Below are 20,022 nucleotides of genomic sequence, written 5' to 3'. Positions count from 1 at the left end.
AAAACTAACGATGAATAAAATTCAAATAAATAGATATATAAAATGTGTACAAACGTCATTCTTACTGTTACTATGCTTTTTCATTAATAGTTGTACAGAACCGTATGCATTACAGACAAATTCGTATGAAGAAGCAATTGTTATTGAAGCGATCATAACAAACGAACTCAAGAATCAGGAAATAAAAATATCAAAAACCTACAAGTTTGAAGAAAATGGCCCAACATTCGAGACTGGAGCGCAAGTCTATGTAACAGATGATTTAGGCAATCAATATGATTTTGAAGAAAAAGAGGGAATCTATGTTTCCGCAACTCCATTTCAGGCAGTTTCTGGACGAGAGTATCGTTTGAGCATCACGACAAAAGAGGGCAAAGTGTATACTTCGAGAAACGAAACATTGACACCTGTAAATGAGATAGCAAGTGTTACTCCAAATGTTACGAAAAAAGACAATGAAAGTGGAGTACAAATCACTGTAAATAGTTTTGATCCCTCTGGAAAATCCAGGTTTTATAGGTTTGAATATGAAGAAACATACAAGATAGTTGCCCCAAAATATAATAATCTGGAGATTTTGGCAGTAGGCCCTCAAAAAGTTGATTTTAGGTTACGAACCGTTAATGTAAAAACTTGCTACAGTACTAAGAAATCCTTAGATATTATATTATCTAGCACCAACGATCTAACCGAAGACCGTGTCGCGTATCCTATACGTTTCATAGCAGATAGTAATCCTATAATAGCTGAACGGTACAGTATTTTGGTTCGCCAATATGTTCAAAATTTGGCTGCTTATACTTATTTCGAGACCCTCAAAAAAACAGCAGGGTCAGGAAGTATTTTGTCGCAAAATCAACCCGGTTTTTTTTATGGCAATATAAAGTCAATGGATGATGCTAACGAAAAAGTGATTGGATTTTTTGAAGTATCGTCTGTAAGTGAAAAAAGAATATTCTTTAATTTTTACGATATTTTTCCTAAAGAAAAACGGCTTCCTCCTTATTACTATGATTGTACAGAACAAGTGTTTCCTTTTTGTTTTCCTCTTTATTTCCCTTCTTCTTGTAAAGGAAATGAGCTCATGAGTGCTTTAAAGATCGAAGGGCTTACATTAGTAGGTGGGGATTTTGGTGAGGATCCAGATACTCAATTTGATGACACTTATACTATGGTACCATCTCCATGCGGAGATTGTACAACTTTTTCATCAATTTTAAAACCATTATATTGGATAGATTAAATGTGTTTCATTAAATGGTTACTATATAAATTTAAAAAAAATGAAAGAAAAATGCAAACATACATTCTTCTTGCTACTATTATGCTTTTTCATAAATAGTTGTACAGAGCCGTATGCGTTACAGACAAATTCGTATGAAGAAGCGATTGTTATTGAGGCGATAATAACCAATGAACTTAAGAATCAGGAAATAAAAATATCAAAAACCTACAAGTTTGAAGAAAATGGACCAACATTCGAAACAGGAGCGCAAGTATATATTACAGATGATTTAGGCCATCAATATGATTTTGAAGAAAAAGAAGGAATTTACGTTTCAGCAACTCCTTTTCAGGCAGTTTCCGGTAGAGAGTATCGTTTGAGCATCACTACTAAAGATGGTAAAGTGTATACTTCGAGAAACGAAAAGCTTACACCTGTAAATGAGATTGCGAGTGTTACTACAAATGTTACGGAAAAGAACAAGGAAAGCGGAGTGCAAATTACTGTAAATAGTTTTGATCCCTCTGGAGAATCTAGGTTTTATAGGTTTGAATATGAAGAAACCTACAAGATTGTTGCTCCAAATTATAATAATCTGGAAATCTTTGTTGTTGGCCCTCAAAAAGTTGATTTTAGGTTACGAACCGTTAATGTAAAAACATGTTATAGCACAAAAAAGTCATTAGATATTTTATTGGCCAGCACCAACGATCTTACCGAGGATCGTGTAACTTATCCTATACGTTTCATAGCAGACAATAATCCCATTATAGCCCAGCGATACAGTATTATGGTTCGGCAATATGTTCAAAATCTGGCTGCCTATACTTATTTTGAGACGCTCAAAAAAACAGCAGGGTCAGGAAGTATTTTATCACAAAATCAACCCGGTTTTTTTTATGGTAACATAAAGGCAATGGACAATGCTAATGAAAAAGTGATTGGCTTTTTTGAAGTGTCTTCCGTAAGCGAAAAAAGAATATTCTTCAATTTTTACGATATTTTTCCTAGAGAAAAATTACTTCCGCCTTATTATTATGATTGTACCGAACAAATACTTCCTTTTTGTTTTGGAAACTTTGGGTGTAAAGGAAATGAGCTAATTGATGCTTTAAACCATGAGGCCCTTACATTAATAGGAGGGGATTTTGGAGAGAACCCGAACAGTCAGTTTGACGATACGTATACCATGGTGCCATCGCCATGTGGAGATTGCTCAACTTTTTCATCAATTTTAAAACCATTATTTTGGATAGACTAGAAAAGAATGTCTTTAAAAGATTACTATATTAATAAAAAAAATGAAAGTTATAAAAACACATACATTCTTCCTGCTGCTAATATGCTTTTTCATAAATAGCTGTACAGAGCCGTATGCACTACAAACAAATTCTTATGAAGAAGCAATTGTTATTGAAGCGATAATAACCAACGAGCTGAAGAATCAGGAAATAAAAATTTCAAAAACATATAAGTTTGAAGAAAATGGCCCGACATTCGAGACTGGAGCGCAAGTATATATTACAGACGATTTAGGAAATCAATATGATTTTGAAGAAAAAGAAGGGATTTACGTTTCAGTAATTCCATTTCAGGCAGTTCCGGAAAGGGAATACCGATTGAGCATTACAACAAAAGAAGGCAAAGCGTATACATCCAGAAACGAAACATTGACTCCTGTAAATGAGATAGCAAGTATTACAACAAACATTGCCGAAAAGGACAAGCAAAGCGGAGTGCAAATCACTGTAAATAGTTTTGATCCCTCCGAAAAAGCTAAATTTTATAGGTTTGAATATGAGGAAACATACAAGATTGTTGCTCCAAAATACAATAACCTGAGGATTTTTGTTGTAGGACCCCAAGAAGTCGATTTTAAATTAAGAACGGTTGATGTAAAGACCTGTTACACTTCAAAGAAGTCTTTGGATATTTTATTGACCAGCACCAACGATCTTACTGAGGACCGTGTGACTTATCCTATACGATTCATTGCCGACAATAATCCTATTATAGGCCAAAGATACAGTATCTTGGTCCGCCAATATGTTCAAAATCTGGCTGCCTATACGTATTTCGAAACGCTCAAAAAAACAGCAGGATCCGGAAGTATTCTATCGCAAAATCAGCCTGGTTTCTTTTATGGTAACATAAAGGCAATGGAAAATGCTAATGAAAAAGTGATTGGTTTTTTTGAAGTCTCTTCGGTAAGCGAAAAAAGAATATTTTTTAATTTTTATGATATTTTTCCTAAAGAAAAATTACCTCCTCCATATTACTACGATTGTACGGAACAAATATTTCCTTTTTGTTTTGGTCCTTTTGGATGCAAAGGCAATGAGCTAATTGATGGTTTAAACCATGATGGGCTCACCTTAGTGGGAGGAGATTTTGGAGAGAATCCCAACACTCAGTTTGACGATATATATACCATGGTGGTGTCGCCATGTGGAGATTGTACTATTTTTTCATCAACTTTAAAACCATTATTTTGGATAGACTAAAACAAACGATACTATTAGTTGCTTTACTATTAAGCGGTACGCACTCAGTTTTTTCTCAAAAAAGCAACTCTAATAAAGATGCCAGTACAATTTTGGACTCAAATCCCGAATCTCTTTATTTGCATTGTAATGCTACAACTTTTGTAACAGGAGAAACATTATATTATAAAGTATATTGTTTAAATCCTTTAGATAAAAAGGTGAGTTCGGTAAGTAAAATTGCCTATGTTGAGCTTATCGGAGAGGATAATACGAGCATTTTTATTCAGAAATTATTTTTACAAAAAGGCATAAGTCAAGGAGATTTTTTTGTGCCTACTACACTAAAAACAGGAAAATATAGACTTATAGCTTATACAAATTGGATTTTGAACAAACCCTTGAAAGATATATTTCAGCAAGATATCTATATTATAAATCCATTTCAGGCAAGTGAAAAGGTAAGTACAAATACAAACATAGACTCTGTTAATTTAAAAAGCATAAATACTGCAACGAACTTTAATACAACCATTGAAAATACAACAGATAAAGATCCTGTTGTTCTTCAATTAAACAAAAAAATAGCTTCAACACGTGAAAAAATAACGCTAAACATTAATCCTTTATCACAACAAATATCCGAAAAAGGGAATTATTCATTATCAATTAGAAAAATTGACAGCTTACCAACCAAAAAACAAATAACGGCAAAAGAAGTTAAAAGTAATTGGGAAGCAAATACGGCTAATCAGCAATCAAAAGGAGAATTAATTTTGCCAGAACTTCGAGGCGAAATTATTGCAGGCAGTATCGTTTCAAAAAGCGGAGCAAATGATATTCAAAACAAGTCAATAGCGCTTTCTATTCCGGGAAAAAATTACACTTTCAAAATAGTCAATACAAATTCATCAGGTAAATTTATTTTTAATCTCGACAAAGTCAATTATGCGTCAAATATCATTGTTCAAGTTATAGGAGAAGACCGGGAAAATTATACCATAAAAATAGATTCTCCAAGCAAAATAGACTATTCATTATTAAAGTTTGATCCAAATTTTAATTTAACGGTTGAAATGAAGAATAATATTTTACAACGATCCGTAGCCAGTCAAATAGAAAACGCATACTATTCCAACAAAACCGACAGTATTGTAAAGACAAATTTATCTGATAGCTTTTTTAATTCTGTAGGTAGAGAATATGTGTTAGAGGATTACTCTTTTTTTCCTACACTTCAGGAAACAATTACCGAAGTTTTATTTGAGATTTATTACAAACAAAAGGGGAATGATTATACAATCGGTGTCCGAGATTATATTACCAAACTTGAGGTTCCAGGTACTACATTAGTATTGGTAGACGGATTGTTTATACAAGATTTTAATGAGCTTTTTGCTTATAAAACAAAAAATATTTATAAAGTATCAGTTGTACAAGGGGGTTATTATTATGGGCCCAAATTATTCAATGGAGTGATTAGTTTTACTACAAAAAATCAGGATTATGTTAGCAAAAAATCAGGATCATATATAGTGAATGCTTCTGTTTTAAGGCCGGCTATCAAAAAAGAATATTTCACACCAGATTATACCGACAAAGCAAAACTAGAAAGAATTCCAGACTACCGCTATCAATTGTTATGGCTCCCCGACGTCGCTTTAGACAACAAGGAGAATCCAATTTCTTTTTACACTTCAGATGTAACAGGAACATTCGAAATCTCGCTGGAGGGCTTCACCGATCAAGGCATCCCAGTCTCGCTAAAAGACACTTTTGAAGTACAATAATATATTCAAAACCCCAATTCATTCATTTGATTTGGGGTTTTATCATCATTAGGGCATGACCCCAATAGAAAATGGAGCCAAATATACAAACCGCTCATTCGGCTCCATTCACTATTGCGGTCGGGCTATCCGCGTTACAAGGTAACTAGCTCCTATCCCTCATGTAATCGTAAAACGAGAACTATACGCCAAAAATAACATCCAAATCTCACCTGACTAAGACACAAAGCCTAGCGCCCCTTGCGGTTTAACTCTAGAAATCAACTATTTAAAAAATCCGTCTAATCCGCGGTCAAAACCAACACAATAAACAAAACTTTGCGCCCATTGCGTAAACCTTTGCGCACTTTGTGGTTAAACACGCGATCCCCTGTAACAAATCCTATTTTACGCAATTCAAAGCGAATAATCCAAAAAAATAACAAAACCATCTCAAATTATTCAAAGAAAAAAAATATCTTTAACGTGAATATTATTAAACAATTAACTATTAAAAAAAACTACTATGTGTGATTCTACAAAAGAACTATCCTTTACACCTTACCCAACCATCCAAACCACCAAGATTAACACTTTACCCTTTACTTTCCTTGAGCCAGGCGAGGTTAATTACCCAGTAGCCCCATTGGTTTCTGCAAAATTCTATAAACCAGATGGCAAAACATTAACGCTAAAAGTAAGAGCAACAGTATACATGAACTCCGAAATTCCTGATGCTCCCGTTGTAGAACCACCTGTCGAAAAAGACGGTGTTTTGACCATCAATTATGATTATGATTTTTCTATGGAAACCCCAGAAACCTGCGATGTGTGGTACGTTGAGTTAGACTACACCTCTCCTACTGTTGGAGATGTAACTACTATTATGTCATATATGGTAAACTTAGACCCTGAGACCTCTAGAGGGACGGAGACACAAGTGGGACATTAATAACAAACACTTATTTAACAAGTTACTTTGAGTATACATCGTTTAAAGAAAATTAAACGATGTATTATTTTTTTAGTTAGCATCTTTTGAAATGACAAAAACAAAACTAATTCTAGTTATATTATATACAATTATTCCTTCTATTTTATTTTCTCAAGAACTTTCAAAAAATGACATTTTCATAAAAACACTTGAGAAAAAAGCTAATGAATTTAGAAAGGAATTCAACTTTAACAAGGCTCAATCCTTTTTCATTAAAAGAAATTGCGATTCTACTTTAGTATATTCTATGAAACAAATACACTCAAGTAGCAATAAAGAATTAGCTGATTATTGTCATTATTTTAGAGGGAGTTGTTTTAGAGAAAAAAAACTATTCAAAGAAGCAATTTTTGAATTAAATTCTGTCTCAAAAAATTTTAAGTACTACCCTTTAATAAGTAAAGACCTAGGAGAAACTACTTTAGAATTAAAAGAATTTAAAAAAGCTATTCATTATTTCGAAGCTGTTGAAAAACTTCCAATTACAAACAATCAAGGTTATAAAATAAGCATAATTTATGAAAATTTAGGTATCTGTTATTTGCATATTAATCAATTTAAAGAAGCTGAAAAATACTTTTTTAAAAGTCTTACATTCCAGAAGAATGAAAAAGACTCAGTATCTTTGATTGGATTATATATGGATATTGCAAATTTATACTATTTGCAATACAAAGACCAACTAGCCATTCCTTATTTCGAAAAAGCCTATTTTTTATCCAAACAAATAAAAGATTTTGATACAAAAAGGAGATCTGCAAAAAACATGGCAGTTGTCGAAGAAAACAGGGGCAAGTTCAAACAAGCCTTAGCCTATAGGAAAGAATCAGAGCAATGGAATGACTCTCTCAACAACCAAAACAAAGTCTGGGCACTGGCAGACTACGAAAAGAAATATGCGGTAGCACAAAAACAAAAACAAATCTCAGTACTTAAAGTCGAGAACAAACTAAAAGACACCCAGCGAAATACTATGTTTTTTTCTACATTGGGTTTATTGTTGCTACTAGTAGGAGGCGTTTATGTCTATGCCCAAAAAGTAAAAAATGCGAAAATTATCCTTACTCAAAAAGAAAAACTAGACGAGCTCAATGCCACCAAGGATCAATTGTTCTCTATCGTGAGTCATGATTTGCGTTCCTCTGTTAATGCCCTCAAAACCAGCAATACCAAACTAACCACTTCGCTAGAAACCAAAAACTATAGCGAGCTCGACCAGCTCCTGCATCAAAACAGCGCGATTGCAAACGGCGCCTACAGTTTGCTCGACAACTTGCTCCATTGGGCGTTGTTGCAAACCAAACAATTGTATTTCAGCAAAGATTCGGTGCATTTGTATTCCATTGTGCAACAAATAGAATACAACTACAAACCGTTACTGCTTGACAAAAGCATTGCTTTTGAGAATGCCGTTTCCAAAAATAGTTTTATCTTCGTAGATCTCGATTCGCTAAAAATTGTTTTACGCAACCTGCTCGACAATGCTATCAAATTCTCCCCAGAGAACAGCAAAATCAGTTTTTATACAGTCGACACCAACACCAATTTTTGCCAACTCGTGATACAAGACAGTGGTTTGGGTATGAACCAAAACACCATAAACGAGTTGCTCGAAGACAATGAACTATTGGCCAAGAAAAGCAACTCGGAGATAATAGGAACTGGCCTCGGGATGCAATTGTGCAAACAAATGATTAAAAAAAATGGAGGAACACTAACCATAGAAAGCGAACTCAACAATGGAACCAAAATGATACTTTCGTTCCCAAAAACAGAACAAAATGGATAACATCAATGTACTTATTATAGAAGACACTCCAGAGCAAAGTGATGCGCTGAGCAAAGTCTTACTGGCTAACAAATACAATATTGTAGGAGTGGCCAGAAATTATACAGATGCCCTAACCTTATTCTACCAAAACCCCGTCGACATCATTGTAATCGATGTCTTTCTTGACGGAAAACCAGACGGCATCACCTTTGCCGAGACCATCAACATTGTACCAAATGCATCTAAACCATTTGTGTTTTTAACCAGTTCACAAGACCGACAAATTTTTGAGAGAGCCAAATTGACCAAGCCTTTCAGCTTCTTGATGAAACCCTTCAATGAACTGGAAATTCTGTACGCTCTGGAAATGGCTGTCGAAAAATTCTACGAGCAAACCAATGTTTTCCTGAGCGAAGACCAAGACACCGTAATCAGCAATGATTATATGTTCATCAAAAAGAAAAACGCACTCAAAAAAGTGTCCCTTCAAGACATACTCTACATCGAAGTCGAGGACCGCTATTGCAACATCATCACCGAGAAAGAAAAATTTGTCATCTTGATTTCCCTGACCAAAATCAGAGACTTACTAGACAAAAACAAATTCACCCGTACCCACAGAAATTATATCGTCAACACCGACAAGATTGAGGAAATTATTCTAGCGGATAATCTTATTATCCTCAAAGGTGGTCACAAAGTAAATCTAAGCGACAACTACAAAGATTTCATCAAAAAAATGAATATTTTGTCGTAAATAAGTTTTTTATAATACTAGCAATCTCTTCCTTTTGGTGGAGATTTTTTTTGGAAAGAATTTAAATAATACCAAATACTAAAAATAATCCATTTCTATTTTGTCACATTGACCGCAGAAGAGATGTACTAAGCTTTAGGGTATTTCATGACATTAAATATTGCCTTCGTGACATTCGCTGAATAAAATGGTAGTTTCCAATGTACTTTTACTTTAGAAAAAAAAACAAAAACTCATAACATGCGACTAGAACTTAACAACCAAAGAAATATGCAATTCAAAACTATCTTTAACAAAGTCAATCCATGGATTGGACTCATAGCGTCATTGTGCTTGATTATTCCAAGCCTGTATGATATACTTGACGACCCATTTAAACTGACAACAGACCACTTAATTTTAGCGGGAGGAGTATTCTTTATGATTTTATTTTTAAAAGAAATATTTGATAGAATTATAAATCTCGAAGAAATGGAGTAATACCATTTGCAACTGATAAAAAATAGTCCATGCCATTTCGGACTGTTTCTTGTATAAACTAATCTTTCCAATGAACAATTAAGTTAGTTAGAATTACCTGTCTCAAACCGTTTGAGGCAGGTTTTTTTATTTAATTCAAAAAATAAACAGCTCTTTTGTAACTTTTTCGAAACTCCATACGTATAATCATTTGTACACTTAAAAAATTGAGGAGACAAAAACATGAGACAACTTAAAATCACCAAGCAGGTTACCAATCGTGAAACCGCTTCATTAGACAAATATTTACAAGAAATTGGAAAAGTTGACCTTATTACCGCTGACGAAGAAGTAGAATTAGCTCAAAAGATTAAAGCCGGGGATCAGAGAGCCCTAGAAAAATTGACAAAAGCCAATTTACGTTTCGTAGTTTCGGTAGCCAAACAATACCAAAATCAAGGTCTTACTCTTCCCGATTTGATCAATGAAGGAAATCTTGGTTTGATAAAAGCAGCACAACGTTTTGATGAAACTCGTGGTTTCAAGTTCATTTCATACGCTGTATGGTGGATTCGTCAATCGATACTTCAAGCTTTGGCAGAACAATCCCGTATTGTTCGTTTGCCTTTAAATAAAATTGGTTCTATTAATAAAATCAACAAAATGTATGCGTTATTAGAGCAATCTAATGAGCGTCCACCATCTGCTGAAGAAATTGCAAAAGAACTGGACATGACTGTAAATGACGTAAAAGAGTCTATGAAAAACTCTGGTCGTCACTTATCTATGGATGCTCCACTAGTAGAAGGAGAAGATTCAAATCTTTATGATGTATTGCGTTCTGGTGAATCACCAAATCCAGACAGGGAATTAATTCACGAATCATTGCGTACCGAAATTGAGCGTTCACTAGAAACATTGACTCCACGAGAAGCAGATGTAGTGCGTTTGTACTTCGGATTAGGTGATCAACACCCAATGACATTGGAAGAAATTGGAGAAACTTTTGACCTGACGCGCGAACGTGTACGTCAAATCAAGGAAAAAGCAATTCGCAGATTGAAACATACTTCCAGAAGTAAAATCTTGAAAACGTATTTAGGATAATATATTTGTTTCAGGTTTAAAGTTTCAGGTTGCTCCAAAGAACTTGAAACCTTAAACTTGAAACTTTTTAAAGTAAACAACAGTCTGATTAACTGTTCGTTTTTTGATTGATGATTGAAACTCCGGCTGATTACCGGAGTTTTATTTTTTATATTACCTTTGCAAAAAATAAACAACACAAATGTAAAGATGCACTTCACTGCATCCCAACGTAAAAACTACAAAATGAAGAATACAATTATAGCTCCGTCAGTTTTGGCAGCCGATTTTGCCAATTTACAACGTGATATCGAGATGATTAACAACAGTGAAGCCGACTGGTTTCATATTGACATCATGGATGGTGTTTTTGTTCCCAATATTTCTTTTGGGATGCCCGTTCTCGAAGCAATAACAAGACACACCAGAAAAACAGTTGATGTACATTTGATGATTGTAAATCCAGATCAATACATTAAAACCTTCAAGAATTTAGGAACAGATATTTTAACCGTGCATTACGAAGCCAGTACACATTTGCACAGAACACTTCAGGCCATCAAAGCGGAAGGAATGAAAGCAGGAGTAGCACTAAATCCTCATACCAATGTAGATTTATTGGAAGATGTAATCAATGATATTGACATGGTTTGTATTATGAGTGTGAATCCAGGTTTTGGAGGGCAGTCTTTTATAGAAAATACTTATGCTAAAGTAAAAAAACTGAAAGATTTGATTACCAGAAAAGGAGCCAATACAATTATAGAAATAGATGGTGGTGTCACCAATAAAAATGCTTTGCAATTGGTTGAAGCCGGTGCTGATGTACTTGTTGCAGGAAGTTTTGTTTTCAAAGCCGAAAATCCAACTGAAACTATTGCCGATTTGAAAAAATTGACAACCCTATAAAATTCAAAAGTCCCAATATGCATAAAGCAGTATTGGGACTTTCTTCTTTAGTAAACACTTATTTGTATTGGTCAATTAAATACTTGATTAAATCGGTAGTGGTTACTATCCCTACCAACAAGTGTCCTTCACATACTGGTAATGCATGAAATTCTTTACTGGCCAATATTTCGGCGGCTTCTTTAATTGTAGTTTCTGGCGAAATAGTAATTAACTTTTTGGCCATTACTTGCTCTACCGTAAACATATTATAAACAGTAGTATCTACAATCTCTTCATCATCATCTACCGCATCAGCAAAAGAAATTCGTAATAAATCGGTATAACTCAACATCCCAATTATTGTAGCTCCATTCACTACAGGAATATGTCGAATTTTATAATGCTTGAAAAGAGATTCCGCTTTGGTTAAATCATCAGAAATGGTAAGCTTGATAATATTTTTTGCCATAATGGTTGACACTGGAACATGATGTCTCATAACACTCTTTTTTAATTATATGTAAATTTAAAACAGTAAAAAATCCTAAAACATGATGTTTATCAGTTGTTATTTAAAACTATTTTTGGATATAATATTAAGTGTGTAGCATTTACTCAATTTGGAATTCTTTCAAAAGAAATCCATTGGCAAGTGATTTAAATTCTGTCAATTGATTTTGAATCCAATCTTCATTATGCCCTAATTCTTTGGCCAGTAAATTAGCAACTTTGTTGGAACAGGCAATTGCTGCGCGTGCATCTAAAAACAATAATCGAACCCGTCTTGCTAAAACATCATCAATTGTTGTTGCCATTTCATACCGAATTGCCCAAACTACCTCGGCCAATGTGTATTCATAATTAAGGTGCAGCTTTTCTTTGAGAAGGGGTTCGTTTTCTTGTAGTTTTAGAATAGAATCCTTGTCGGTTCCATAGACGAATAAATGATTTTCAAAATCAATGTCGCTATTTTTCTGATTTCCATGGATTGAAAGGTGCTCAGTTGCACATTTTTTATTTGCCAATCGATGGACTTTGATAGCTTTATCAACAATATCTTCTGCAATTTTTCTATAAGTTGTCCATTTCCCTCCAGTTACAGTTATCAATCCGGTTTCTGAAACTATTATTTTATGGCTTCTGGAGACTTCTTTGGTGGATTGTCCTTTTTTTTCGGGGGCTGCCAATGGGCGTAAACCTGCAAAAATGGATAATACATCAGCTCTATTTGGTTTTTTAGTTAAAAATCTTTGTGCGGTCTCTAATATGAAATCAATTTCTTCATCTTGTGCAATTGGCTCAAGACTGGATGTAGACACGAGAGTGTCTGTAGTGCCAATAACTATTTTGTCATGCCATGGAACTGCAAAAAGAACTCTGCCGTCACTGGTTTTTGGAATCATTAGAGCATGTTCGCTAGATATAAAAGATTTATCAAATACTAAGTGTATTCCTTGACTCGGAACAATGTATTTTTTATACTCTTTGTCATTCATTTTCATGATTGAGTTGGTAAAAACCCCTGTTGCATTGATTATAGCTTTGCCTTTTATTTTCCATTTTTCTTGAGTTTTTTGGTCTTCTGCTATAACACCGATGACTTGATTGTTACTGTCTTTTATCAATTGTATAACTTTTATATAATTGAGCACACAGGCACCGTTGTCAATTGCAGTTTGTGCAAGATTTATAGCAAGTCTTGAATCATCAAATTGGCCGTCATGGTAAATCACGCCGCTTTGAAGCCCTTTTTGTTCTATATTGGGTATTAATTCTATGGTTTTTTCTCGAGATAAATACTTAGATGTTCCTAAGTTCAATTTACCAGCCAATAGATCGTAAATTTTTAATCCAATTGTATAAAATAAACCTCCCCACCAATTATAATTTGGAATTATAAAAGATTCGTTTTTGACTAAATGACCAGCATTTTTTAGCATTAGTCCTCTTTCTTTTAATGCTTCAACGACTAATGCTAAATTACCTTGCTCTAAATATCGAACTCCGCCATGCGCTAATTTTGTGCTTCGACTTGATGTGCCTTTTGAAAAATCTGAAGCTTCTAAGAGTAGGGTTTTGAATCCTCTGGATGCGGCATCTACTGCTGCACCCAAACCATTTGCGCCACCTCCAATTATTATGAAGTCCCAATCGTTATCTGAATTCAATTTTTTTAACTGTTCTATTCGGTTCATAAATTATTTGGGTAATGGAGGAGATTAATCATAGTAAATTTAATCAATTTGTAAAGGAATGTTTCGATTTTATGAGTTTAAATTAAGTGTAAATGAATTTTGTTTATACGGAAGAAGTAGAGGAAATGGTTGTAAATATTTAGTAATTGAAATCTATGAAATTGGATAGACTTTGATATTATTTAAATTAAAAAAGAAGCACATTAATGGTTTAGTTTTTTAAATCAATCTTTGATATTGACGTCCAATTAGGTCTATTTGACGATTTATATTGCTTTTAAAAACAATGAAAGGCTGATATTTGAAAAAAAAAATTACTTTTGCGATTCAAACAAAAGCAACATGGCAAAGAATTTAGTGATAGTTGAGTCACCTGCAAAGGCAAAAACAATCGAAAAATTTCTAGGAAGTGATTATCAAGTAGAGTCAAGTTATGGGCATATAGCCGACTTGCCTTCTAAAGAAATAGGTGTAGACGTAGAAAATGGTTTTAAACCCAAATACGAAGTTTCATCCGATAAAAAAGCATTAGTATCCAAATTAAAAACGTTAGCCAAAAATGCCGATATGGTTTGGTTAGCAAGTGATGAGGATCGAGAGGGGGAGGCTATTTCTTGGCATCTTGCAGAAGAACTAAAACTAAAAAAAGAAAAAACCAAACGAATTGTTTTTCATGAAATAACAAAATCAGCAATTTTAAAAGCGATTGATAATCCTCGTGAAATTGATTATAATCTTGTAAATGCGCAACAGGCACGAAGAGTACTAGATCGATTAGTCGGGTATGAATTGTCTCCTGTACTTTGGAGAAAAATAAAAGGGGGATTGTCTGCAGGAAGGGTACAGTCTGTTTCTGTTCGTTTGATTGTTGAAAGAGAACGCGAAATTCAAAACTTTAATGCAGTTGCAACCTATTCTGTAGTTGCAGAGTTTACCAATGAGTCTGGAAAAACTTTTAAAGCAAAGCTCCCAAAAAATTATAATACGAAAAAAGAAGCCGAAGAATTCTTGAATAAAAATATCGGCTCTATATATAAGGTAGCAGATTTAGAAACTAAACCTACCAAAAAATCACCTACAGGGCCTTTTACAACTTCAACATTGCAGCAAGAAGCCGCAAGAAAATTGTATTTACCAGTTGGTATTACAATGCAATTGGCCCAACGTTTGTACGAAGCTGGACTCATAACCTATATGAGAACGGATAGTGTAAACTTGTCTAAAGATGCGATGGATGCTGCTCAAGCTGAAATTATTAAATCCTATGGAAAAGAATTTTCCAATCCAAGGACTTTTGTAAATAAAAGCAAAGGAGCACAAGAAGCTCATGAGGCTATTCGACCAACAGATATGTCACGTCATACAGTTGATATTGATAGAGATCAAGCACGACTTTATGATTTAATTTGGAAAAGAACTCTAGCTTCTCAAATGAGTGATGCCAAACTGGAGCGTACCAATGTAAAAATTGAAGCCAATAATCATAAAGAGATATTTACAGCATCTGGTGAGGTTTTGCTTTTTGAAGGATTTCTAAAAGTGTATCTTGAAGGGCATGATGATGACGAAGAGGAGCAGGAAGGAATGTTGCCTGCAATGAAAGTGAATGAAAAGCTGCAAAACAACTATATTACTGCAACCGAAAGATATTCTCGTGCAGCTGCAAGATATACCGAAGCATCTTTGGTTAAAAAATTAGAAGAATTAGGTATTGGACGTCCGTCTACTTATGCGCCTACGATTTCTACTATTATTAATAGAAATTACGTTGAAAAAGGGAATCTGGATGGGCATGAAAGAAATTATACGCAACTTACTTTGCAATTAGGAAAAGTAGGAGAGAAAGTGCTGAAGGAAAATACCGGTTCTGATAAAGGAAAACTTGTTCCGACAGATATTGGAACAATCGTCACTGATTTTTTGGTTAAGAATTTTGGAAATATTCTGGATTATAATTTTACGGCAAAAGTCGAACATGATTTTGACGAAATTGCCGAGGGAAATATTGAATGGACAAAAATGATGCAGGAATTCTATGATCAATTTCATCCAACAGTTAAAGATGTTGAGGAAAATGCTGATAGAGAAAGCGGGGAGCGAATTTTGGGAGTCGATCCAGTTTCAGGAAAACCTGTTTCTGTTCGTTTAGGAAAATTTGGTCCAATGGCCCAAATTGGTGCAGCAGATGACGAGGAAAAGAAATTTGCAAGTTTAATGTCTGAGCAAAATATTGGAAACATCACTCTGGAAGAAACCTTGAAGTTATTTTTGCTTCCAAAAAATTTAGGTATATATAAAGGAGAAGAAGTTGAGGTAAGCAATGGACGTTATGGCCCATATGTGCGTCACGGTTCGGTTTTTATTTCATTGCCAAGAGGAGAAGATCCATTGGATGTTTCCATAGAAAGAGCTCAGGAGTTAATCGATGAAAAAGCAATTGCCGATGCACCTATTGCTGTTTATAAAGGGGAAGGGGTTCAAAAAGGAACTGGTCGTTTTGGTCCTTTTATAAAATGGAACGGAATTTTTATAAACGTAAGCAAGAAATATAATTTTGATAATTTGTCTCAATCAGATGTGGAAGCATTAATCGAAGATAAATTGCAAAAGAACATTGATAAGGTTTTGCATAATTGGGAAGAAGAAGGGATATTGGTAGAAAAAGCACGTTGGGGTCGTTCGGTTATTACAAAAGGAAAAATTAAGATAGAACTAAGTAAAGATGTTGATGCTACAAAATTGACATTATCTCAAGTTCGAGATATGATTGCAAAGAAAACACCCGCTAAAAAGACTGCAGTTAAAAAAACAACTGCAACTAAAAAGACCGCTGTTAAAAAAGCAGTTGTAAAAAAGAAATAAAGAATGGAATTTGATTTTTTAGTACCAATAGAAAATGAAATTCTAAATTATATATTAGGATTATCTTCCCAGCATTTGGGAAGTAAGGTCGTTTTGCATACTAATGAGCAAGTTCCAGATTTGGATAAAATTGATATTGCTATAATTGGTGTTCTTGAAAACCGTGGTGATAAAAATGCAATATATGAGGTTGATCTTAAAGCAATCCGAAAAGAACTATACAGTATGTATCCAGGAAATTGGAATGCAACAATTGCCGATTTAGGTGATATTCTTCAAGGAAATTCTAAAGAAGACACTTATTTTGCTGTAAAAAAAATAGTATCAAGTTTAATCAAGAAAAGAATAATTCCAATTATTATAGGAGGCTCTCAGGATCTAACCTATGCTTTGTATAGAGCGTATGATGATTTGGAACAAATGGTCAATTTAGTTTCTATTGATAGTAAATTTGACTTTGGTAAAGAAAATGAAGTAATTGCATCAGATTCTTTTTTAACCAAAATTATTATAAATGAGCCCAATAATCTATTTAATTATTGTAATATTGGTTATCAAACCTATTATAACTCACAGGAAGAAATTGATTTGATTGAAAAATTGTTCTTTGACGCCTATAGATTAGGCGAAGTGTCAAGTCATATAGCTGTTGCAGAGCCAGTTTTTAGAGATGCAGATTTGGTTAGTATTGATTTAAATTCAATAAAATCATCCGATACAGGTAATTTTATGCCCTTTAATCCAAATGGATTTAATGGAAAAGAGATTTGTTCTTTGGCAAGATATGCAGGAATTAGTGATAAAGTAAGTTCATTTGGTGTTTTTAATCATAACAATTCAAATCAAGAATCTGTGATTATTGCTCAAATATTTTGGTATTTTATAGAAGGATATCATTACAGATCAAACGAATACCCATTTGGAAGTAAAGAAAATTATCTTAAATATATTGTTCCGCTGGAAGAAGAAGATTTGGTTTTTTACAAAAGTGATAAAACTGACCGATGGTGGATAGAAATTCCGTTTGTTTCAAATGGGAGCAATAAGTTAAAGAAAAATACGTTATTACCGTGTTCTTATGAAGAATATTTATCTGCTTGTAACCAAGAAATGCCTGAAAGGTGGTGGAAAGCACAGCGAAAAAATAGTATATAACGATATGGTGTTTATTTGGCAATGCTAAAACAATGTTTAAAACGTTAATTTTGTGTGAATTGTTTAAATATTTGTTCAATACTTACAAATTTTACACAAATATGTTTTTCAACCCTCTTTTTTAGCACTTTGACGATAAAATTTTTTTTTTTTAGAATTTTTAATTTACTTTTGACCAAATAAATAGGACTAATAAAAAGAATTGTTTTTTAGATAAAAAATAAATAGGTTTACAGTCTGAATAATAATGAATAGATAACCCAAATTTTATGAAGAATTTCATTGCGTTTACAGCAATTTTAACAGTGTTAATTAGCTGTGGTAGATCAAGCGACAAAGGAGAGTTGGTTGGTGTTAAAGGAGCAAAATGGCATCCTGAAAAACCTTATGGAATGACTTTAGTTCCTGGTGGATCGTTTATCATGGGAAAATCAGATGATGATATAGCTAATGTAGAAGATGCTCCTACAAAGACAGTAACAGTTAGATCCTTTTATATGGATGAAACAGAAATCACTAATAGTGAATACCGTCAATTTGTAGAATGGGTAAAAGACTCAACTATTCGCTTCAGATTGGCTATTCTTGCGGAAGAAAGCGGACAAAAAGCTGGAGCGGCTAATGCGAAAGGTAAAAATTCCGGTAGTATTGGAGATTATTCCTTTAATGACGCTTCTGATCCTGAAAAAATGTCTGCTTATGATAAGTATATGTATGATAACTATTATAGTATTGGAACAGACAAAGATCCAAATGCTTATAAAAGACTAAATAGAAAAGCTAAATTAGTAACTGATACTAAAAAATATCCTGATGAATATTACGTTGAAGTAATGGACTCTATGTATTTGCCATTAGAAGCTTCTTATAATGGTTTAAGAACAATAGATGTAGATAAACTAAAATTCCGTTATACTTGGATGGATATTCAAGCTGCAGCTAAAGCTAAGGTTGGTAAAAGACAAGATTTTATCAGAACAGAAGAAGTTAAGGTTTATCCTGATACAACAGTTTGGATTAAAGATTTTGCATACTCATATAATGAGCCTATGCATAATGACTATTTTTGGCATAAAGCGTATGGAGAATATCCAGTTGTTGGTGTGACCTGGAGACAGGCTAAGGCTTTTTGTGAATGGAGAACTTTGAATAAAAATAGTTATATCAAATCTAAAAAGAACCATGTTGATAATGTGAATGCTTTTAGATTACCTACAGAAGCTGAATGGGAATATGCAGCAAGGGGTGGTTTGGAATCAGCTACTTTTCCTTGGGGTGGGCCTTACACAAAAAGTGATAGAGGTTGTTTCTTAGCTAACTTCAAACCAAATAGAGGTGACTATGCAGCTGATCAAGCTTTATATACTGTAGAGGCTAAATCTTATGAAACAAATGGTTACAATTTGTATAATATGGCTGGGAATGTTTCAGAATGGACTGATTCTGCTTATGATGCTAATTCATATGAATTTGTATCGACAATGAATCCTGCGGTAATTGATAATTCTAACAAGAGAAAAGTTGTTCGTGGAGGTTCTTGGAAAGATGTTTCTTATTTCCTTCAAGTAAGTACAAGAGCTTTTGAATATTCTGATTCGGCTAGAAGTTATATAGGATTCAGAACTGTACAAGATTATATGGGTACACAAACAACTGGAAATAGTAAAAAATAACCTAAATAAAATAAATTTAAAATTAACCTAAAAAAAAATAAAGATGGCAGCATTATTGAGCAAAAAAACAATGAATTTCACCTATGGAATGGGAGCGGCAGTAGTAATTATTGGAGCGCTTTTTAAAATTCAACATTATCCCGGAGCTAGTATATTATTGATTATTGGTCTTTGTACTGAGGCTTGTATTTTTGCTCTATCTGCTTTTGAGCCTGTTGATCATGAATTGGATTGGTCATTAGTTTATCCTGAGCTGGCTGGCGGTGAAAAAACTGCAGTAAAAGAAGTTGCTTCTGATGATGCAGACGGAATGTTGTCTTCAAAATTGGATGCTATGCTTAAAGAAGCCAAAATTGATGGAGAATTAATGTCTAGTCTAGGTACTAGTATCAGAAACTTTGAAGATGCTTCTAGAAATATATCTCCAACAGTTGATTCTATTTCTGCAACAAAAAAATACAGTGAAGAATTGTCTATGGCAGCTGCACAGATGGAGTCTCTAAATAGTTTGTATAAAGTACAATTAGAAAGTGCTTCAAGAAATGCTCAAGCTAATCAAGAAATTGCTGAAAATGCAAGCAAATTAAAAGAACAAATGCAATCTATGACTGCAAACATTGCTTCATTAAACAATGTTTATGGTGGTATGCTTTCTGCAATGAGTAATAAAGGATAATTGGTTTTTTAACTATATTAAATTAT

General features: G+C 33.8%; 16 protein-coding genes. 14 read left to right on the top strand and 2 right to left on the bottom strand.

Annotated features, from left to right (window positions below; translation table 11 throughout):
- Window positions 1-10: 10 nt before the first annotated feature.
- The 10 genes from OLM57_RS01150 to rpe all read left to right on the top strand — a co-directional run bounded on the left by OLM57_RS01150 (window position 11) and on the right by rpe (window position 11,453).
- Window positions 11-1,243 (top strand): DUF4249 domain-containing protein, encoded by a 1,233-nt coding sequence (locus tag OLM57_RS01150; RefSeq protein WP_264565408.1) that lies wholly within the window; start codon window positions 11-13, stop codon window positions 1,241-1,243.
- Window positions 1,244-1,283: 40 nt separating this feature from the next.
- The gene (locus OLM57_RS01145) at window positions 1,284-2,486 is read left to right on the top strand and encodes a DUF4249 domain-containing protein (protein WP_264565407.1); all 1,203 of its coding nucleotides are present in this window, start codon (window positions 1,284-1,286) and stop codon (window positions 2,484-2,486) included.
- 40 nt (window positions 2,487-2,526) lie between these two features.
- Window positions 2,527-3,729: a DUF4249 domain-containing protein gene (locus tag OLM57_RS01140; protein ID WP_264565406.1), complete on the top strand. Its 1,203-nt coding sequence runs from the start codon at window positions 2,527-2,529 to the stop codon at window positions 3,727-3,729.
- Window positions 3,717-5,498 (top strand): hypothetical protein, encoded by a 1,782-nt coding sequence (locus OLM57_RS01135; protein ID WP_264565405.1) that lies wholly within the window; start codon window positions 3,717-3,719, stop codon window positions 5,496-5,498. The genes OLM57_RS01140 and OLM57_RS01135 overlap by 13 nt, the downstream gene beginning before the upstream one ends.
- Before the next feature lie 505 nt (window positions 5,499-6,003).
- Window positions 6,004-6,429: a hypothetical protein gene (locus OLM57_RS01130; RefSeq protein WP_264565404.1), complete on the top strand. Its 426-nt coding sequence runs from the start codon at window positions 6,004-6,006 to the stop codon at window positions 6,427-6,429.
- Between the two features lie 289 nt (window positions 6,430-6,718).
- Complete coding sequence (locus OLM57_RS01125) at window positions 6,719-8,260, top strand: ATP-binding protein (RefSeq protein ID WP_264565403.1); 1,542 nt, start codon at window positions 6,719-6,721, stop codon at window positions 8,258-8,260.
- Window positions 8,253-8,999, top strand: coding sequence for a LytR/AlgR family response regulator transcription factor (locus OLM57_RS01120; RefSeq protein ID WP_264565402.1), 747 nt, complete (start codon window positions 8,253-8,255; stop codon window positions 8,997-8,999). The genes OLM57_RS01125 and OLM57_RS01120 overlap by 8 nt, the downstream gene beginning before the upstream one ends.
- Window positions 9,000-9,239: 240 nt before the next feature.
- Window positions 9,240-9,479: a hypothetical protein gene (locus OLM57_RS01115; protein WP_264565401.1), complete on the top strand. Its 240-nt coding sequence runs from the start codon at window positions 9,240-9,242 to the stop codon at window positions 9,477-9,479.
- A 222-nt stretch (window positions 9,480-9,701) separates the two neighbouring features.
- A complete protein-coding gene (locus OLM57_RS01110) occupies window positions 9,702-10,565 on the top strand; it encodes an RNA polymerase sigma factor RpoD/SigA (protein WP_026707723.1) in 864 nt (287 codons plus the stop codon).
- A gap of 225 nt (window positions 10,566-10,790) precedes the next feature.
- Window positions 10,791-11,453, top strand: a complete 663-nt coding sequence (rpe, locus tag OLM57_RS01105; RefSeq protein WP_264565400.1) for a ribulose-phosphate 3-epimerase — start codon at window positions 10,791-10,793, stop codon at window positions 11,451-11,453.
- A 58-nt stretch (window positions 11,454-11,511) separates the two neighbouring features.
- Here rpe and OLM57_RS01100 read toward each other — a convergent pair whose 3' ends face one another.
- A complete protein-coding gene (locus tag OLM57_RS01100; RefSeq protein ID WP_264565399.1) occupies window positions 11,512-11,934 on the bottom strand; it encodes a CBS domain-containing protein in 423 nt (140 codons plus the stop codon).
- 112 nt (window positions 11,935-12,046) lie between these two features.
- Window positions 12,047-13,630: a glycerol-3-phosphate dehydrogenase/oxidase gene (locus OLM57_RS01095; protein WP_264565398.1), complete on the bottom strand. Its 1,584-nt coding sequence runs from the start codon at window positions 13,628-13,630 to the stop codon at window positions 12,047-12,049.
- Between the two features lie 342 nt (window positions 13,631-13,972).
- On the opposite strand from OLM57_RS01095, the gene topA reads away from it, so the two are divergent.
- The 4 genes from topA (at window position 13,973) to gldL (ending at window position 19,996) form a co-directional block, all read left to right on the top strand.
- A complete protein-coding gene (gene topA / locus OLM57_RS01090; protein WP_264565397.1) occupies window positions 13,973-16,492 on the top strand; it encodes a type I DNA topoisomerase in 2,520 nt (839 codons plus the stop codon).
- Window positions 16,493-16,495: 3 nt separating this feature from the next.
- Window positions 16,496-17,647 carry a formimidoylglutamase gene (locus OLM57_RS01085; RefSeq protein ID WP_264565396.1) on the top strand — a complete coding sequence of 384 codons (1,152 nt, stop codon included), beginning with the start codon at window positions 16,496-16,498 and terminating at the stop codon, window positions 17,645-17,647.
- Window positions 17,648-17,916: 269 nt separating this feature from the next.
- On the top strand, window positions 17,917-19,320 hold the full coding sequence (gldK, locus tag OLM57_RS01080) for a gliding motility lipoprotein GldK (RefSeq protein WP_264565395.1): 1,404 nt from the start codon (window positions 17,917-17,919) through the stop codon (window positions 19,318-19,320).
- A 43-nt stretch (window positions 19,321-19,363) separates the two neighbouring features.
- Window positions 19,364-19,996 carry a gliding motility protein GldL gene (gene gldL, locus OLM57_RS01075; RefSeq protein WP_264565394.1) on the top strand — a complete coding sequence of 211 codons (633 nt, stop codon included), beginning with the start codon at window positions 19,364-19,366 and terminating at the stop codon, window positions 19,994-19,996.
- Window positions 19,997-20,022: the final 26 nt, after the last annotated feature.

The sequence above is a fragment of the Flavobacterium sp. N3904 genome (genome assembly GCF_025947305.1).
Taxonomy (GTDB): domain Bacteria; phylum Bacteroidota; class Bacteroidia; order Flavobacteriales; family Flavobacteriaceae; genus Flavobacterium.
This window is presented reverse-complemented; position numbering and strand designations above follow the sequence as displayed.

What these genes read in the sequence shown, in the direction of transcription:
- OLM57_RS01150 (WP_264565408.1), top strand. Translation starts at nt 11, where the DNA reads ATGAATAAAATTCAAATAAATAGATATATAAAATGTGTACAAACGTCA.
- topA (WP_264565397.1), top strand. Translation starts at nt 13,973, where the DNA reads ATGGCAAAGAATTTAGTGATAGTTGAGTCACCTGCAAAGGCAAAAACA.
- OLM57_RS01100 (WP_264565399.1), bottom strand. Translation starts at nt 11,934, where the DNA reads ATGAGACATCATGTTCCAGTGTCAACCATTATGGCAAAAAATATTATC.
- OLM57_RS01095 (WP_264565398.1), bottom strand. Translation starts at nt 13,630, where the DNA reads ATGAACCGAATAGAACAGTTAAAAAAATTGAATTCAGATAACGATTGG.
- OLM57_RS01145 (WP_264565407.1), top strand. Translation starts at nt 1,284, where the DNA reads ATGAAAGAAAAATGCAAACATACATTCTTCTTGCTACTATTATGCTTT.
- OLM57_RS01115 (WP_264565401.1), top strand. Translation starts at nt 9,240, where the DNA reads ATGCGACTAGAACTTAACAACCAAAGAAATATGCAATTCAAAACTATC.
- gldL (WP_264565394.1), top strand. Translation starts at nt 19,364, where the DNA reads ATGGCAGCATTATTGAGCAAAAAAACAATGAATTTCACCTATGGAATG.
- OLM57_RS01130 (WP_264565404.1), top strand. Translation starts at nt 6,004, where the DNA reads ATGTGTGATTCTACAAAAGAACTATCCTTTACACCTTACCCAACCATC.
- gldK (WP_264565395.1), top strand. Translation starts at nt 17,917, where the DNA reads ATGAAGAATTTCATTGCGTTTACAGCAATTTTAACAGTGTTAATTAGC.
- rpe (WP_264565400.1), top strand. Translation starts at nt 10,791, where the DNA reads ATGAAGAATACAATTATAGCTCCGTCAGTTTTGGCAGCCGATTTTGCC.
- OLM57_RS01125 (WP_264565403.1), top strand. Translation starts at nt 6,719, where the DNA reads ATGAAACAAATACACTCAAGTAGCAATAAAGAATTAGCTGATTATTGT.
- OLM57_RS01140 (WP_264565406.1), top strand. Translation starts at nt 2,527, where the DNA reads ATGAAAGTTATAAAAACACATACATTCTTCCTGCTGCTAATATGCTTT.
- OLM57_RS01110 (WP_026707723.1), top strand. Translation starts at nt 9,702, where the DNA reads ATGAGACAACTTAAAATCACCAAGCAGGTTACCAATCGTGAAACCGCT.
- OLM57_RS01085 (WP_264565396.1), top strand. Translation starts at nt 16,496, where the DNA reads ATGGAATTTGATTTTTTAGTACCAATAGAAAATGAAATTCTAAATTAT.
- OLM57_RS01120 (WP_264565402.1), top strand. Translation starts at nt 8,253, where the DNA reads ATGGATAACATCAATGTACTTATTATAGAAGACACTCCAGAGCAAAGT.